At 43.2% G+C, this 16232-nt stretch carries 16 protein-coding genes and 1 other RNA gene; 3 read left to right on the forward strand and 14 right to left on the reverse strand.

The window, feature by feature from the left end:
* Positions 1–23 precede the first annotated feature (23 nt).
* From DYE66_RS00860 to DYE66_RS00895, 8 genes are all read right to left on the reverse strand, one after another.
* A complete protein-coding gene (locus DYE66_RS00860; protein WP_002998845.1) occupies positions 24–884 on the reverse strand; it encodes a DegV family protein in 861 nt (286 codons plus the stop codon).
* Positions 885–1180: 296 nt separating this feature from the next.
* Positions 1181–1693, reverse strand: a complete 513-nt coding sequence (locus DYE66_RS00865; protein ID WP_002998604.1) for an NYN domain-containing protein — start codon at positions 1691–1693, stop codon at positions 1181–1183.
* A gap of 277 nt (positions 1694–1970) precedes the next feature.
* A complete protein-coding gene (gene rlmB / locus DYE66_RS00870; RefSeq protein ID WP_002998827.1) occupies positions 1971–2711 on the reverse strand; it encodes a 23S rRNA (guanosine(2251)-2'-O)-methyltransferase RlmB in 741 nt (246 codons plus the stop codon).
* A 435-nt stretch (positions 2712–3146) separates the two neighbouring features.
* The gene (locus DYE66_RS00875; protein ID WP_241208449.1) at positions 3147–3794 is read right to left on the reverse strand and encodes a helix-turn-helix domain-containing protein; all 648 of its coding nucleotides are present in this window, start codon (positions 3792–3794) and stop codon (positions 3147–3149) included.
* A 49-nt stretch (positions 3795–3843) separates the two neighbouring features.
* Complete coding sequence (locus DYE66_RS00880) at positions 3844–5019, reverse strand: CPBP family intramembrane glutamic endopeptidase (protein ID WP_115324782.1); 1176 nt, start codon at positions 5017–5019, stop codon at positions 3844–3846.
* Positions 5020–5292: 273 nt separating this feature from the next.
* Positions 5293–6696 (reverse strand): DNA repair protein RadA, encoded by a 1404-nt coding sequence (gene radA, locus DYE66_RS00885; RefSeq protein WP_115324784.1) that lies wholly within the window; start codon positions 6694–6696, stop codon positions 5293–5295.
* A gap of 389 nt (positions 6697–7085) precedes the next feature.
* A complete protein-coding gene (locus tag DYE66_RS00890; RefSeq protein WP_002998764.1) occupies positions 7086–7556 on the reverse strand; it encodes a cysteine hydrolase family protein in 471 nt (156 codons plus the stop codon).
* 9 nt (positions 7557–7565) lie between these two features.
* A complete protein-coding gene (locus DYE66_RS00895) occupies positions 7566–8012 on the reverse strand; it encodes a dUTP diphosphatase (RefSeq protein WP_002998986.1) in 447 nt (148 codons plus the stop codon).
* Positions 8013–8821: 809 nt separating this feature from the next.
* Between DYE66_RS00895 and DYE66_RS00900 the strand changes: the two genes are divergently transcribed.
* The 3 genes from DYE66_RS00900 (at position 8822) to DYE66_RS00910 (ending at position 11477) form a co-directional block, all read left to right on the forward strand.
* Positions 8822–9850: an NAD(P)H-dependent glycerol-3-phosphate dehydrogenase gene (locus DYE66_RS00900; RefSeq protein WP_115324786.1), complete on the forward strand. Its 1029-nt coding sequence runs from the start codon at positions 8822–8824 to the stop codon at positions 9848–9850.
* Positions 9851–9932: 82 nt separating this feature from the next.
* The gene (gene galU / locus DYE66_RS00905) at positions 9933–10835 is read left to right on the forward strand and encodes a UTP--glucose-1-phosphate uridylyltransferase GalU (RefSeq protein WP_002998597.1); all 903 of its coding nucleotides are present in this window, start codon (positions 9933–9935) and stop codon (positions 10833–10835) included.
* 195 nt (positions 10836–11030) lie between these two features.
* Positions 11031–11477, forward strand: a complete 447-nt coding sequence (locus DYE66_RS00910; RefSeq protein ID WP_115324788.1) for a hypothetical protein — start codon at positions 11031–11033, stop codon at positions 11475–11477.
* A 57-nt stretch (positions 11478–11534) separates the two neighbouring features.
* On the opposite strand, the gene DYE66_RS00915 is transcribed toward DYE66_RS00910, so the two are convergent.
* The 6 genes from DYE66_RS00915 to ffs form a co-directional block, all read right to left on the reverse strand.
* Positions 11535–11993, reverse strand: a complete 459-nt coding sequence (locus tag DYE66_RS00915) for a PASTA domain-containing protein (protein WP_115324790.1) — start codon at positions 11991–11993, stop codon at positions 11535–11537.
* A gap of 394 nt (positions 11994–12387) precedes the next feature.
* Complete coding sequence (locus tag DYE66_RS00920) at positions 12388–13737, reverse strand: glucose-6-phosphate isomerase (RefSeq protein WP_002998928.1); 1350 nt, start codon at positions 13735–13737, stop codon at positions 12388–12390.
* A gap of 1214 nt (positions 13738–14951) precedes the next feature.
* Entirely contained in the window at positions 14952–15092 is a 141-nt protein-coding gene (locus DYE66_RS10800; protein WP_002998700.1) for a hypothetical protein, read from the reverse strand.
* A gap of 144 nt (positions 15093–15236) precedes the next feature.
* Positions 15237–15587: a hypothetical protein gene (locus DYE66_RS00925; protein ID WP_115324792.1), complete on the reverse strand. Its 351-nt coding sequence runs from the start codon at positions 15585–15587 to the stop codon at positions 15237–15239.
* Positions 15577–15882: a type II toxin-antitoxin system RelB/DinJ family antitoxin gene (locus DYE66_RS00930; protein ID WP_002998638.1), complete on the reverse strand. Its 306-nt coding sequence runs from the start codon at positions 15880–15882 to the stop codon at positions 15577–15579. Before DYE66_RS00930 ends, DYE66_RS00925 begins: the two co-directional genes overlap by 11 nt.
* Before the next feature lie 226 nt (positions 15883–16108).
* Positions 16109–16206, reverse strand: an RNA gene (gene ffs / locus DYE66_RS00935) — signal recognition particle sRNA small type.
* Between the last annotated feature and the right edge of the window lie 26 nt (positions 16207–16232).

Here is a 16232-nt window from a genome sequence, read left to right on the forward strand (position 1 = left end):
TATCAGTCCTAGCACAGAGTAATTTAGCGTGGCTCATGGCCAATGGTGAAAATAGCCAGGGTGTTAGGGCCAACATGGGCTGAGATAACAGGCCCCAGCGGTAGGATGAGAACCTCCGAAATAGCGGGATTCTCCAACAATTTGGCCTTGAGGTCTTGAGCACTAGCCTGGTCATTGGCATAGGCCACAATGGCTGTGCTGTTTTCCACATCCCTTGTAGCCTGGGTCAGCATTTCCTTCATACCCTTCTTGCGCCCTCGTAATTTAGCCAGAGGAACCAGTTTACCCTCGGCATCCAACCAGAGTAGGGGCTTGATATTGACCAAACTACCAATCAGGGCAGAGCTCTTAGATAGACGGCCTCCTCTCATGAGGTGATAGAGATCATCCACCAAAAAGAAGGTCCGCAGGCGTGGTAGAATATCAAGAATCTTGGCCTTGACTTCCTCTAAGCTAGCCCCCTGATCTCGCATCTGAGCCGCCAAGATGGAAAGGTAACCCTCGCCACCAGCCGCTGCCCTTGTATCAATAATCTCAATAATGGCCTCTGGGTAGTCTTCTAGGACCAAATCCCTGGCAATCTGGCTGGACTGATAGGTCCCCGAAAGGACCGATGAAAAGGCCAGATAGAGAATTGGTCGTCCTTCTTGAGCATATTTTTTAAAACTGGCCTCAAATTGGCCAACATTGACCTGACTGGTCGTCGGCTTTCCACCCTCTTTCATGGCCTGCAAAAGGGTCTCGCTAGTCATCCTGTCGGGACCGGCCGTGGGGTAGGTTTTATCGTTTAAGGTAATGGTTAATCCGAGAATATCAATATCCTGGGTCTGGGCCCAGTTTTCGTCTAAATCGGCAGTCGAATCTGTAATGATTTTAAATGTCATGCCAACCTCCATTTTTCTAGAAATCCTTGACAAACAAAAATAATCCCAAGCAGAGAAATCGTTTGACTGTCAAAGAATTATGATGATGCTTCTCTCTCCAAAGACTAGCATAACCGACTTTGAGCTATTTGTAAATGATTTTATCCTTATAAGTAAGAGTCTGGACGGACTGACCTTTAAGGGGTAAAAGGCCTTGTTGGCTCAACTCACTTACGAGGCTCCCAAAGGGGTTAAAACGTTTCTATCTAGGATCAGAAAGCTGATTAGCTTGAACTTTCGATTTTGGGGAGAGCTCCTTAAAGATCTTCCAGATAGGAGCGAAGTTGGTCGAGTTGCTCATCATCAAGTGAGCACAGACGGGGCGTGTAGAGGTCAATATTTTTAGACATCTTGTCCAAATCTGACTTAACCACATTGACCCGCTCCTCCAGCTCCCGGGCAGAAACCCGTAAGGCCCCTTGGGAAAAGACCGTCCATTGCTCATTGAGGTCACTAGTAGCCACTTCAACCCGGTTGAGGGGACTGTTGAGCTCGGCAGCTGTTCGCTCAATATAGGAGTCTGCTGTCTCATCTTCCTGGGTGAAGACAACGGTTAAGGCATAATCCTCATACTTTTGACGGCTACCTGGAACATACTGAGCATCAAAGACACAGATAATCTCCAAATCCTCAAAACTGGCATAGTGGCTGAGTTTTCGCAGGAGGATATTTCTAGCTGCATCGAGCTGGTTGGTCTTGAAGAGCTGATAGGTTTCCTGCCAAAAGGCAATCATATTGTAACCATCAACCAGAAGAATTTTCTTTTTCATAGCAGGACTCCTTGGGGAAAATCACGGGGACTTGCGCAGTAAACCGCAAGAAACGCATCCCTTAAATCATAGGCAATCAGCTACGACTTTTTCATTTGAGTATAAAAGACCAGCAAGTGGCCTATGCTTAAGGATAGAAGAACTCATCTTATCAAGCCAGGAAGCTGAGCTCGGCTAGCTCAAGACCAAAAGTTCAGAAGGCTATGTACGAGGAAGTCGTCTTATTTGGTTCAGTTTCATCTGACCGACTGTTTCCAACCGACTAAATCAAATCCACTTAGAGCTTATGGCGAAAGACCTCATACATGAGGACAGCTGCTGCCACGCTGGCGTTGAGGCTCTGCACGTGACCAGTCATGGGAATGGTAATCATTTCATCCACCTGTTTTTTGAGGTTGGCAGAAATTCCCCTACCTTCATTACCAATAATGAGAGCCAATTTGCCAGCTGTATTCCACTTGTGGCTTGGAGTGCCGTCCATATCGGTACCGAAAATCCAATAACCAGCCTCTTTTAGCTTGTCCAAGGTCTGGCTGAGGTTGGTCACTCGAGCGATGGGGACATGTTCCACCGCTCCCGTTGAGGTCTTGGCAACGACTGGGGTGACCCCGACAGCTCGGTGCTTGGGGATAATAATACCAGCTACGCCCGTCGCATCAGCCGTCCTTAAGATGGACCCTAAATTGTGGGGATCGGTCAGACCATCCAAAATCAAAATCAGGGGATTATCTTCCTGGTCTGCCTGAGCCAAAATGGCCGCCAAATCGCTGTAGGCAAATTCAGAAACCCTTAGGACAAAGCCTTGATGGACGGCTCCCTGGGTCATCTCGGACAAGCTTTTCTTGGGGATCCAAGAGATGGCTACTTTTTTCTGAGCCGCTAGTGCCTTGATTTTATCGACATTCTTGCCTTTAAGGTCATCTTGAATATAGAGCTTATTGCCCGTATTGGCCTCTAGGGCTTCAACCGTGGCGTGAAGCCCATAGACGATATCATCATGTTCTTGTCTTCGTTTCATACACCCATTATAACATATGCTCATAAAGAAAAAATGGCTGGTGCGGACAAGGTGCTTGCCTGACATTCACTTATATAAAAGTGAGACAAATCATGATTTCGAAGCAATCAATTCATCTCCCTCCCTAATTTCAAGGTTCGAGGGAGGGAGATGAAACGGCAATCTCTAGAGCGAACTGGTTACCTCACTTACTAACTCTTAGGTGGCACTGGTTACCTAAAGCCTTGCGTAGAAGAATTGGTCTATTTTCAAGCCATTTCTTTCCCACCTCCGCACAGTTACTATTGATTTTTTCAGACTAATCAATTTGTTCAGCCTTTACCCGCAAACACAGCAGTCTTAGTAAATCATATATAAAACTCTAAGCAAAATCTTCTCGATTACTCATGACCAAAAAGTTGTTCCTCAATTAAGTCTCCACTATAGTTTACAGTTCTAGTATCTGATACTAGTGCGGATACTTTTGATATTATAACGGACATATCGCTTGGTAAGTCGAAAGATTTTTCTGGTAAGCAAAAAGAGGAGGGGCAACAAAATTAAGCCTGTCATTGCGAATAGAAAAGCATTGAAGTAAGGGTGCCCTGGGTTAAACTCCTTATTTGCTATAAAAAAATGAAATTTAATTTGACCTTGAGATCTTAAGTCCAAAAGGGCTGTTATCATTGGGATGCAGATAAAGAAAACAGCCGCAATCCAAAGAGTAAACAGAAAGGCCAACATGACGAGGTAGGCGAAACTGGCAAAAAAAACATTAAAACAAATGACACCAAACAGCGCATAAAAATTTATTTGACTTTTCTTTTCTGTCTGATTTTCTACTTCTTTTGTCAAAAAATATGCTACCTCAACCTCATAAAGCTTACTTAAGTCCTGTAAGACATAAAGATTGGGAAGATTCTTCTCTTGTTCCCAGCGTGACACGGTCTGTCTGGTGACAAATAATTCCTTAGAGACATCTTCTTGGGTAAGGCCCGCATTGATTCTAGCCTGTCTCAAACGCTCTCCTATTTTCATCTTAGCTCCTTTAGACTCTTTGTGTAGACCAAAATTATCATTTTTACAGGGCAGTGTCAATGTCATTTTGCTTGCTGACTGCCCTCATTCCATTGATGAGTCAGGAGCGAACTTTTCAGCTAGGATCGGATTTTTTCTGTTCAAACAAATGTTGCACATTGGTACGGATAATATTTTTACGTTTCCCTGTCAGCATCCAAACAGAAAATAGCAGAAGAAAAAGGGACATGTAAATATTGTAAGGGGTGAAGAAATCATTAATAGACATGGCTTCCATCATGCTAGAGCCCGTGCTTGAAAAGGCAAAAACATCAATGAGAATATGGAAGAGAATGACTGTCCATAGTTTCCCTGTATAGAGATAGATACTAGAGAGCAGGAATCCTATTAAAATCGCAAAAATAACTTGACTCAGAGTCGCTATCAAATCCTGACCTCCCATGAGATTAGTGATATGAAGCAGACCAAAGATAGCTGAACTGACTAAAATAGCTAGATTAATTTGATATTTCTGATGACGCCAAATATAAAGGAAGGATAAGAGAAAGATGTAGCGGCAGAGAATCTCTTCAAAAACTCCCGCCCTCACTGCTGTCCAAAATAAATAGGGAGTCGGTTTAAAATTACTAAAATCAAAAACAAACAGAGTATCCAGCCAATTATTATCTATAGAAAAAGCATTGAAGAGGGTAAAATAAACAGCAAAGATCCCTATAAAACTGAGTGTGAGAACTGACAGTTTCCTTGTAGGTTTCCAGTCATAAAAACTAAATCCTAAACTTCTCATTAAAGCAAGGGCAAAAACAGCCGCAGCTAGACTTCCCCAGAAGCCACTGGTGAAGAGAGGACGTAAAAGAGGGTGGGGAACTTTTAGGCGCGGTGCTATTGATGGCACCCCTCCTATAAAAAACCACTGAACGCTAAATAGGATTCGGTTGATAACAGACTTGAAGATTGGTAGCAGGCTATAAAGAACTGGTAAGGCTGTTACCAAAAGATAGATGGCCAAAAACAGAGCAAAAGGAATACTCTCTATTTTTTGGCTCAAAAAACTAGAGACTAGACTTAAGCTGACAGGGTAAGCTAGAGCTTCAAACCAGCGAAAGACTAAAACGGGCTTGGTAGGCTCCTTTTCTAGCAGGGTTAGAGTCACTCCTGTCAGCATAATAAAGCCAAGGACCAGCGATATCGGAAGATTCTTCATGGTCTCAGCCATTAGATTGGCAAAGGTTAAAATTGCTATAAAAACAAGGTATTGGGCAATATACCACAATTTCATTCTTTTTTGCATAGGTAGATCCTTCTTTCTAAATAGATACAATTAAATTGGGTAAGGGGCTCCCTTGACACTTTCAGTCTACTTAAAAAGGGAATGAAAGCCAAGCAAGTCTTTTGTTACATACTGATACCACAGCCTTTCTTTGAGAAATTTAAACTTGAGCGGTTAGCGTAATTTGCCTTAAGTTGACAGTCTTGTCAAGTTAGTTGACAGCAAAAAAAAGCTGAAACTTTCTCTCAGCTTTTACGATAGTTATATTGCTACCTCTTGTTGACAACATTTGCCTTAACTATTTACGGAGTTTAAACTATTTCGACTCTCATCCTTAACTTGAAATACTTTTTTTAATACTTCCCCGATTGTTGAAACTCCGATAACATCAATGCTTTTAGGGATCTCAATGCCGTGGAGGGCATTCTTAGGGACATAAATCCTAGTGAAGCCCAGCTTGGCAGCCTCATTGAGGCGTTGTTCAATCCGATTGACCCGACGAATTTCCCCTGTCAGGCCGATTTCCCCGATAAAGGCATCCTGAGCATTGGTCGGTGCTTCCTTGTAGGAGGAGGCTATGGCAACTGCCACCGCTAGGTCAATAGCTGGCTCATCTAGTTTGACTCCACCAGCCGACTTGAGATAGGCATCCTGATTCTGCAGGAGCAGGCCACAGCGCTTCTCCAAGACGGCCATAATCAGGCTGACCCGATTGAAATCTAAACCTGTCGTAGTCCGCTTGGCATTACCAAAGACGGTCGGCGTAACCAGGGCCTGCACCTCTGCCAAAATCGGCCGGGTCCCCTCCATGGTGACAACAATGGCCGAGCCTGTTGCCCCATCCAGGCGTTCTTCTAAGAAAAGTTGGCTGGGATTGTGGACCTCGACAAGACCACCTGTTTGCATCTCAAAAATCCCGATTTCATTGGTGGAACCGAAACGATTTTTGACCGCCCGCAAAATTCGAAAGGTATGGTGGCGTTCCCCTTCAAAATAGAGAACTGTATCCACCATGTGCTCCAACATCCGCGGACCAGCTAGGGTCCCTTCCTTGGTCACGTGCCCGACGATAAAGGTAGCAATGTTATTACTCTTGGCCAGCTGCATGAGCTCAGCCGTCACTTCCCGCACTTGGGAAACTGACCCTTGAACACTGGTAATTTCAGGGCTCATGACCGTCTGGATGGAGTCGATAATCAGAAAATCCGGCTGCAGGCGCTCAATCTCCGTGCGGATATTTTGCATATTGGTCTCCGCGTAGATATAGAACTCATTGTCAAAATCACCTAGTCGCTCGCTACGAAGCTTGATTTGCTCGGCAGATTCTTCCCCAGAAACATAGAGGACCATTCCCTTATTAGCCAGCTGGGTGGAGACTTGCAGGAGTAGGGTGGATTTCCCAATACCGGGATCCCCACCGATAAGGACCAGACTGCCTGGCACGACACCGCCGCCAAGAACACGGTTAAACTCATCCATATCGGTTTTAGTTCTGGTGTAATCAACGGAAGAGACATCCTTTAATTTGGTTGGCTCGGTTTTTTCACCTGTCAAAGAAACCCTGGCATTCTTGACTTCTTCGACTTCCTTTTCCTCGACGAAGGAGGACCAGGAGCCACAGTTGGGACAACGGCCTAGGTACTTGGGCGAATTGTAGCCACATTCCTGACAGACAAAGGTTGATTTTTGCTTAGCGATAATAAAACTCCTTTTCTTCCATGATTGGTTTAATACTCATTCAACATCAAAATTTTCAATTTTGATACTTTCTAAAAAAGTGCGAACGCAAGCAACCTCCTGACGGAGTTTCATTGCTATTTTTCGAGCCTAGGTCTCGAAAAATCCGTTCTAAGCAACAACTGTGCTTGTTGCTTAGAATACCACTTTGGCAAAAGTATCATTTTATCTTTCCGTCATCAGCTAAAAAACTAAACCTTTTAACGAGCTATGTCTTTGCTAGAGCTAAAAATAGCAAGTTTTGAACTTTAAAGAGTATAAGAGACTTGGATAAGAAGACCAGCTCAGGCCACTACTACTTGACGGCCAAGTTTTGAAAATTGAGAGACTAGTCTTTCTAACCTCTCATTTTATCCTTGCCTTCCTATAATGGTAACATCGGCTGCTGCCCATTTTTTCTTGGTCTTTTGGAAAAGCTTCTTCCAAGAAACGCCAATGGCGGATAGGTCTGCGGTCGTCTGAAAACCCAACTTGGCTGAGGCCAGCACCGAATGCTTAACACAGCAATTGCCATCCACACCAATAAATTCAAGGGAGCGAGCCTGATGGGCCCTTAAAAATTTTAAGAGCTCAGGATTGGTGAAGCAGGAGGCTCGATTTTTTTCAAAGACCTGATTGGAAGCCTTTAGCATGGGGCCAATCAGCTTTTTTCCCTGACGGCCAAACTCCCAGAAAAAGCGATTGACAATATAGATAACCCTATCTGGAGAGTAGGTCTTAATCTTAGCATTGACCGCCTGAACCAGGGCTGGGTCAGAATGAAGCTTGCCTGGACCGACATAATCATCCTGCATATCAATGACCAATAGATAGTCTGCCATTTCTCTCACCTATTTCCCTGTAGAGCCAAAACCGCCCGTGCGAGTTCCCGTCGCCTGGTCACCATCCGCCACCAAGTAAGGGGCAAAGACAGCCTGGACAATCCGGTCACCAACTTCTAAGCTCACCTGTTTATTCGTAATATTTTGCATTTGGGCAAAGATATGGCCCTCGTTGTTGGGATTGCCGTAGTAGTCACCATCAATAACGCCAACCGAATTAATCAGAACCAAGCCTTTCTTGCGGGGATTAGAAGAGCGGTCGTAGAGGTAGAGAACCTCTCCTGGCTGCATATAGGCCTTGACACCAGTTGGTACAAGGACAATTTCTCCAGGCCCAATTTGGATAGCCTCCGCTACCTTCAAATCATAACCAGCCGCATGAGCTGTCTCTCGCTTGGGGAGAAGGTCTGGATTGTCATAGGAGCTGACCAGCTCAAAGCCACGAATTTTTGCCATGATTAACCTCACATCCATTTTTACTGTTTTCTATTATACACTAAGATAATGGTCAATACCAAGATACTGCGGATAAAGTCAGTCGGTAATTTCAATAAAGTTTTATTAATACTCAATAAAAATCGAATTTAGCCGAGGCAAGGAGCAATGACATCAAGTCACTAAAGTGACTGATGTCAAACGGCAATCGCTATAGAGATTGCCTAGCTCCCTTACTAACCTCACAAAGTTGGTTAAATCGACCAACTTTGCTCCGCGTCGCACGAACTGAAGACAGTTCAAAAGGTCTGGGAAACCTTTTGAGGTTGGAAATAGGGAAAGCTTTGCTTTCCTCAGTAAGTACGGCAAAGTGAGTTAACGATGGATAGTTCTGATTTTTGAAGAGTATAAGGTGGCTACAAAAAACATTTTCGCAGTTTCCTCTATCCCTGACCAGCTCAGATAAAGCAATACCTTTAGTTGTTTTATTGTCGTGTAGTAGGCTTACTAAATTGCGAAACTATTCATTCGCGCACGCCCTAAAGGCTGTGTCAAATCATAAAATGATGAAAATCAGGATTTTCTCTCATTTTCCTATTTGGCTTCCGAAAAGAGCTTGGATGTGGTTTTGTCCCAAGCTCTTTGATTTGACTTTGCTCGATCACATCTTGCTGAACTGAACGCGGGCCAAAAGTCTAGTGATTTAGATAACTGTCCTGAAAAACCAGGGGGGTTCGGCCAGTTCCTAAAATCATACGCCTTTTTGACGCCCTTTGTATCTTCAATTTATGATATAATGAAAACGATATTATGTGATATGGAGACCTATTATGACAAAACAAAAGGTTGCTGTTTTGGGACCGGGTTCTTGGGGGACTGCCCTGGCTCAGGTTCTTAATGACAACGGGCACGAGGTCCGCATTTGGGGAAATATCCCTGAACAAATTGATGAAATCAATGACAAACACACCAATACCCGCTATTTCAAGGATGTGGTGCTGGATGACACAATTAAGGCCTATAAGGATTTGGGACAGACCCTGGCTGGTATTGACGCCATTCTCTTCGTTGTGCCAACCAAGGTGACACGTTTGGTAGCCAAGCAGGTGGCTGAAATTCTTGACCACAAGGTTATCATCATGCACGCTTCCAAGGGCTTGGAGCCAGGAACTCATGAGCGCCTCTCCACCGTTTTGGAAGAAGAGATTCCTGTTGATTTGCGCAGCGATATCGTGGTCGTTTCTGGACCCAGTCATGCCGAAGAAACCATTGTTCGTGACATTACCCTGATTACGGCGGCTTCTAAGGACCTGACGGCTGCAAAATATGTCCAATCCCTCTTTAGCAATCACTACTTCCGCCTCTACACCAACCAAGATGTTATCGGCGTAGAAACAGCTGGCGCTTTGAAAAATATCATTGCAGTTGGGGCCGGAGCTCTGCACGGTATGGGCTATGGTGACAATGCCAAGGCTGCCGTTATTACTCGTGGTCTGGCAGAAATTACCCGTCTGGGAGTAAAAATGGGAGCTAACCCACTGACCTACAGTGGACTATCAGGTGTTGGCGACTTGATTGTGACAGGAACCTCTATCCACTCTCGTAACTGGCGGGCTGGAGATGCCTTGGGCCGGGGAGAAAAGCTGGAAGATGTGGAACGCAATATGGGCATGGTTATTGAAGGCATTTCAACCACCAAGGTGGCCTATGAACTGGCTCAACAACTAGGTGTTTATATGCCAATCACAACCGCCATTTACAAGTCCATCTATGAGGGAGCCAACGTTAAGGAATCCATCCTCAATATGATGTCCAATGAACTCCGCTCAGAAAACGAGTGGCAGGAAGAAGAGAAATAAGCTCGTTGAAGAAAACAGTCAGCTCCTGTATAATAGGAACTGACTGATTTATAGAATAAATAAGAAGGAAATGAAAGACGCTATGACTAAAGTTAGAAAAGCCGTTATTCCAGCAGCCGGTTTGGGAACCCGCTTCTTGCCAGCTACCAAGGCTCTGGCCAAGGAGATGTTGCCTATTGTGGATAAACCAACAATCCAATTCATCGTTGAAGAAGCTCTCAAGTCAGGGATTGAAGACATCTTAGTCGTGACCGGTAAGGCAAAACGCTCGATCGAAGACCACTTCGACTCCAACTTCGAATTGGAATACAATTTGGAGCAAAAGGGCAAAACCGACCTGCTCAAGCTGGTCAATGATACAACTGCCATCAATCTCCACTTTATCCGCCAAAGTCACCCTCGTGGCTTGGGAGATGCTGTTTTGCAAGCTAAGGCCTTTGTCGGCAATGAGCCCTTTGTCGTCATGCTGGGCGATGACCTGATGGATATTACCGATGACAAGGCTGTTCCTTTGACTCAGCAGCTCATCAATGACTACAAGGAAACGCACGCTTCTACCATTGCTGTAATGCCTGTACCTCACGATGAGGTCTCTGCCTATGGTGTTATCGCTCCTCAAGGCGAAGGCCATGACGGCCTCTACTCTGTAGAAACCTTTGTGGAAAAGCCAGATCCCCAAGATGCTCCGAGTGATTTGGCCATCATTGGTCGCTACCTCCTGACCCCAGAAATTTTTGAAATTCTAGAAACACAAAAGCCAGGAGCCGGCAATGAAGTTCAACTGACCGATGCCATTGATACCCTCAACAAGACCCAAAGGGTCTTCGCTCGGGAGTTTACTGGGAAACGCTACGATGTCGGTGACAAGTTCGGCTTTATGAAGACCTCTATCGATTATGCCCTCCAACATCCCCAAGTCAAGGATGATCTCAAGGACTACATCATCCACCTGGGTCAAGAATTGGCTGGGAAAGAAGGAAAATAAGAGGTTGTCCAATTCAATCATGAACTCTTAAAATGATTATAAACCACCCTGAAGCTGAGTCTTCGAGGTGGCTTTTTATTAGTCATAAAAAGTCTAAGATTTTTCTGTAAATTTTAAAATTCCTCTTGCACCCCACTGCCAAAGTTTGTATAATGTTGTTGTAAACGTTTTCGCAATCTATTGGGAGAGAATTCTATGAAGAAAATCATTTATATTCTATTTGGCTTATTTGCCATCATTACTTTTAGCGCTTGTAGTAGTGATTCGACTTCAAGTAGTCATTCAACGACCCAAACAACCGAACAAGTATCTACATCGTCTAATAGTTCTTCATCGACAACTGAAGTCTCAAAAAGTTCCGAACAAACGCAACCGTCTTCAACCACTTCAACAGAAGAAAGTTCCTCTGCTGTACAATCTGAACCATCTAGCCAACCCCAACCTGCCCCTCAAACTCCTGACGAAGGCGGAACTCCTCAAGAGCAAGACCGCATAGTCTATGTTGCCCGTGATGGGACGGCTGACGTTTATTGGTACTCAATGGATAATATGCCCGCCAATACTAACAAAAGCCGTGTTGTTCAGATGAAAGAGAGCGATGCTATTGCTGCAGGAAAACGGCATACGATGAAGGAATACTAGGAGCGAAAAAGTTCCCTAGTGAAAATCACTGGGAACTTTTCTTATGTCAGGAAAAATCTACTCCTCTTTGCTAATTTTTGGATTTCGCTTAGGAAGACTTTTAATCAGGCTTTTTATATTAGGAGTATTACTACGTAAATTCTTGCTTTCTTCTACGATTTCTTCCGTCACATAATATAATTTAACAACAATCCCCTGCCTTACTCTTCCTGGCTTGGGCTCCATTTTTACTAATCCTTCTGCCTTGTTTTTACTGAACTTCTTATCTGCCTTTGCAGCAATGGTAACAACCTTAAATCCAAGTTCTTCTAGTGTTTCTTTGGCTTCTGATATGTTTAAATCAATTAAATTAGGTAGATCAACTAGCTGTTGTTGACTCTCAAAACGCCTATCCATAGCCTTTTCAACCAAGGGGGTCGTGCTTTTTATGGTATCTGATAATATTTCCGTAGTATCCGGGATGATGTTCAAGGCCTTGTTAACGATATCTATCTTTCCAATTTTTTTCTTAGCCATGCTAAATTCTCTCCCATCTTGATAAGTCTTCTTACATCACCTAGTATATAAATGTTTCTAAATTATGTCAATATCATTAAATGATTTGTGAAAGGTAGTTTTCGCTTCTGCTCAAACCGCATGATAGCTCTGAATTCAGCTTCCTATTCTGGTTCGCTTCATTAAGAAAATTTAGGAACCTAGTTCTCGCTACCGCTCTAACTGGGTCAATGTGCCTAAGCTCAACTTTGGCATTGCTACCTCATTTCGCTAAGAAATTCAGGAACGTAGTTATCGCTACCGCTCTAACTGCATCAATAGCTCTAAATTCAGCTTCGCCATTCTGGCTTGCTTTATTAAGAGCTAGAGAAAAACAGACCCGCCATTGGCGAGCCGTCTTCTCTAGATTTTATGATTACAAGCGTGCATTCAACTCAGCTGAAAGTTCTTCAAAGCCTGGCTTACCAAGAAGGGCAAACATGTTCTTTTTGTAGGCTTCAACACCTGGTTGGTTAAATGGATTAACGGCATTGAGGTAACCTGAAAGACCGATGGCCAATTCAAAGAAGTAGATGAGGTAACCAAGCGTAAACTCATCTTGCTCTGGAATCGTGACGAAGGTATTAGGAACGCCACCATCAGTGTGAGCTAGAAGGACACCATCAGTAGCCTTCTTATTGACAAAGTCAACATCCTTACCTTGCAAGTAACCAAGTCCATCCAAGTCTTCCGTAAGTTCTGGGATAGTAATATTCTTGCGTGGCTTATCAACACGAACAACAGTTTCAAAGAGGTTACGGTAACCTTCTTGGATAAATTGTCCCAGCGAGTGGAGGTCGGTTGAGAAGTTAGCTGAGGTTGGGTAGATGCCTTTTTGGTCCTTACCTTCAGATTCACCAGCTAATTGCTTCCACCATTCACCGAAGTATTGGAGAGATGGTTCATAGTTGGCCAGGATTTCTGTCACATAACCTTTTCGGTAGAGGATGTTACGGATAGCTGCATATTGGTAGGCTTCGTTTTCAGCAATCTTGTCAGAAGTGTAGTTTTGGCGAGCAGCGTTAGCCCCCTCCATCAACTTGGTAATATCTGCTCCTGAAGCCGCAATTGGCAAGAGACCAACAGCTGTCAGAACTGAGAAACGACCACCGACATTATCGGGAATGACGAAGGTTTCCCAACCATTGGCATCTGCTTCAACCTTGACAGCCCCTTTGACACGGTCTGTTGTAGCATAGATACGCTTGTTAGCTTCCTCTTGACCATACTTCTTAACCAAGAGTTCCTTGAAGACACGAAAGGCGATGGCTGGTTCAGTTGTTGTTCCTGACTTAGAAATAACGTTAACGGAGAAGTCCTTGTCTTGAACATAGTCAACCAAGTCTGACAGGTACGATGATGAAATCGAGTTCCCAGCATAAAGAATTTGCGGAGCCTGACGCTTGTCGCTCGCTTCTAAATTAACAAAAGCACTATTCAAGAAATCAATAGCGGCACGGGCACCGAGGTAAGAACCTCCGATACCAATAACAACGAGGACCTGGCTGTCTGATTGAATCTTAGCGGCTGCCTTTTGAATGCGGGCAAATTCTTCCTTATCGTAATTTTCTGGTAGATCAAGCCAGCCCAGGAAATCTGAACCTTGACCTGTTCCTTTACGTAGCATTTCATCTGCACTAGAAACCTGTGCCTGCATAAAGTCAATTTCATGAGCAGCAACAAACTTATCTAGTACTTTTGAATAATCAAATTTAATATGTCCCATTATGGTACTCCCTTTTTAAACAATATTCCTATATAGTTTACTCTTTTATGGGTGATTTTTCAACCTTTTTAGTGAAATCGGGAAAACGGTAACAAGCGTGTAAAATAAAGGAGACGAGTATTGATAGCTACTGGAGATAAGCTTGTTGACAACTTCACTTTTGGGGACAAAATTCCCTTGATGGTAAGCTTAAGAAGCAAAAGCCAGTAACAATCAATCCCAGTAACAGGCCTATCTTAGAGAATGAACAGTCTGGAGGGAAGTAATACTCAATAAAAATCAAAAATAGCCGAGGCAAGGAGCAATGACATCAAGTCACTAAAGTGACTGATGTCAAACGGCAATCTCCATAGCGATTGCCTAGCTCCCTTACTAACCTCACAAAGTTGGTGAAATCGACCAACTTTGCTCCGCATCGCATGAACTGCAGGTAGCTCAAAAGGTCTGGGGGACCGAGGTTGGAAATAGAGTTAGGGACAAAAGTCCTTAACTCCTTACTTTTTTACTATCAAACATCTTGACGCAGTGGTTGATTGGAGGTCCTTATCCCTTGCTAGACAAGTGATAACGGCCATCCTAATCAACTGTGCGGAGGCGGGACGACAAAATCGATTTCTCCGAAATCACGATTTTTGTCCCGCTCTCCAGCAGTTACGGCAAAGTGAGTTAACGATGGATAATTTTGATTTTTGAAGAGTATAAGGGCTAAAGTAATTCTACACCGTCAGCTTCCCCCACCAGGTCATGATCGCTTTTGAATGATACAATCCAAAACTAATTAAAACGGTATATTTGGCAAACTAAATCTCAGACATTATAATATAGATGCTAAGGATTGGTCCATTAGAACACCAAATCCCCCAACTATTGCTGTAGTTGAGGGATTTTTTTACGTTCTTTAAAAGATTAACGGGTGTTGTAGGCTGACAATACTATTTGTCCTTGTCATCCAGCCACTTGTCAATGTCATAAAGCAATAGGCCAGATACTACATTGACTACAATAGCGAGTAAGAGCTCCAAGGATTGGCTCATTAGCAGAACACCCCTCCCTAGCAAAAATTTGCTTGAGGTAAGCATTGCCCAATTATTATAACACATACAAGCGCAATAAAAAACGGCTCAAATCTAGTCGCTTTTTCTTATTATTCAATTATTCTAGCCCCATCATCGATTGGATAATTAGCTACAAAAATACTATATCGTCGCAAGCCATCAACTACCCGTCACATCAATATCCCTATATTCTGGAAAATCTTCATCGAAAAATTCAGCAAGATCACTTAGATTGGAAAAATCAATTTTCTCCCCCTCAAGTTTCGTCACAAGCAAATTTTCTAACTCCTTATCTGTCATAACTATCCTTCCCCTCTTCTAATAGTAGTTCGGAAACATCTCGGGCCTTTTCAGAAAACTGACAAAAGTCACACTGGCATTGGTTCCTAAAAATCTATGGATGCTGGCTACCAAACTAGGGTCTCTACTCCTAAAGCCACAATACTAAGAGTCTTTCTCTTTAAAAGCCTCCTTATAAAATTTTACAAACCGAATTTTATCACGCTGGGTCAATTCACCAATCACTCGTAAATCTTTTAAGGTGTTAGCCCGAAACTTCAAAACAGTAATCGTATCAACCCAGGAAGGCTTCTTCAAACCTGCTTCTACCCAATCTAGAATTCTAAAATACTTCTGCCTAATCGAGACTGACTTAGACTGATATTGACTAGTTACTGATAATGCAAAAACCGCATTATCACTATGCCGAATGACTAAAATTGGACGAATTTTTGACCCACTTTTATCATGAAAAACAACCCTAGCTAAAGCTATCTCATATTCTTCAAGCCTCATGGTACGAATCCTCATACTCAGAGAAATCTTCATCAAATAAAAAGGCTCTATCTTCAGGCTTGTCTAAATCAATATCCTTAACGGCTTCTGCATTTTCCAAAATCAAATCAGCTAGTTTCTGATTCAGCAAATCATCAAAAGTCTGATCCTTAATTTCAAAGGGAATACTCCGAGTTTTAACGCTCTGAGTTAAGAACAACTTAATTGCCGTGGTCATATCCAGTCCTAACTCCTTATAAAGCTCAGTTGCTTCCTTTTTTAATTTATCATCAACCCGAAATGCTATTGTTGACATGACAATCACCTCATCTATCCTTATACCTGTATTGTATCACTCATCAACATACACTGTCAAACACGCTATCCTGTCAGAATCAATTTTTGAGCCATTGCCGTCAACAAGAAGAATGGAAAAAGACATTACTAATAAACTTAATCATCTAAATTTGTAAAATTTTTGCACCTTTTTAGTATTTGCGATAAATAAACCCCTGAGAAACCTTGATTTCATAGGGTTTATTTTCTATACGCAAAAAGAGCACACAATCCACACTCGCTTAGGGCTGCTGGATTCCTCCCCTGACCCACTTCACGCAGAACCGTTGCTCCGCCGCTATTATAACATAAAATGAAAAAGAAGCCAAG

Source organism: Streptococcus downei MFe28 (assembly GCF_900459175.1).
GTDB lineage: Bacteria > Bacillota > Bacilli > Lactobacillales > Streptococcaceae > Streptococcus > Streptococcus downei.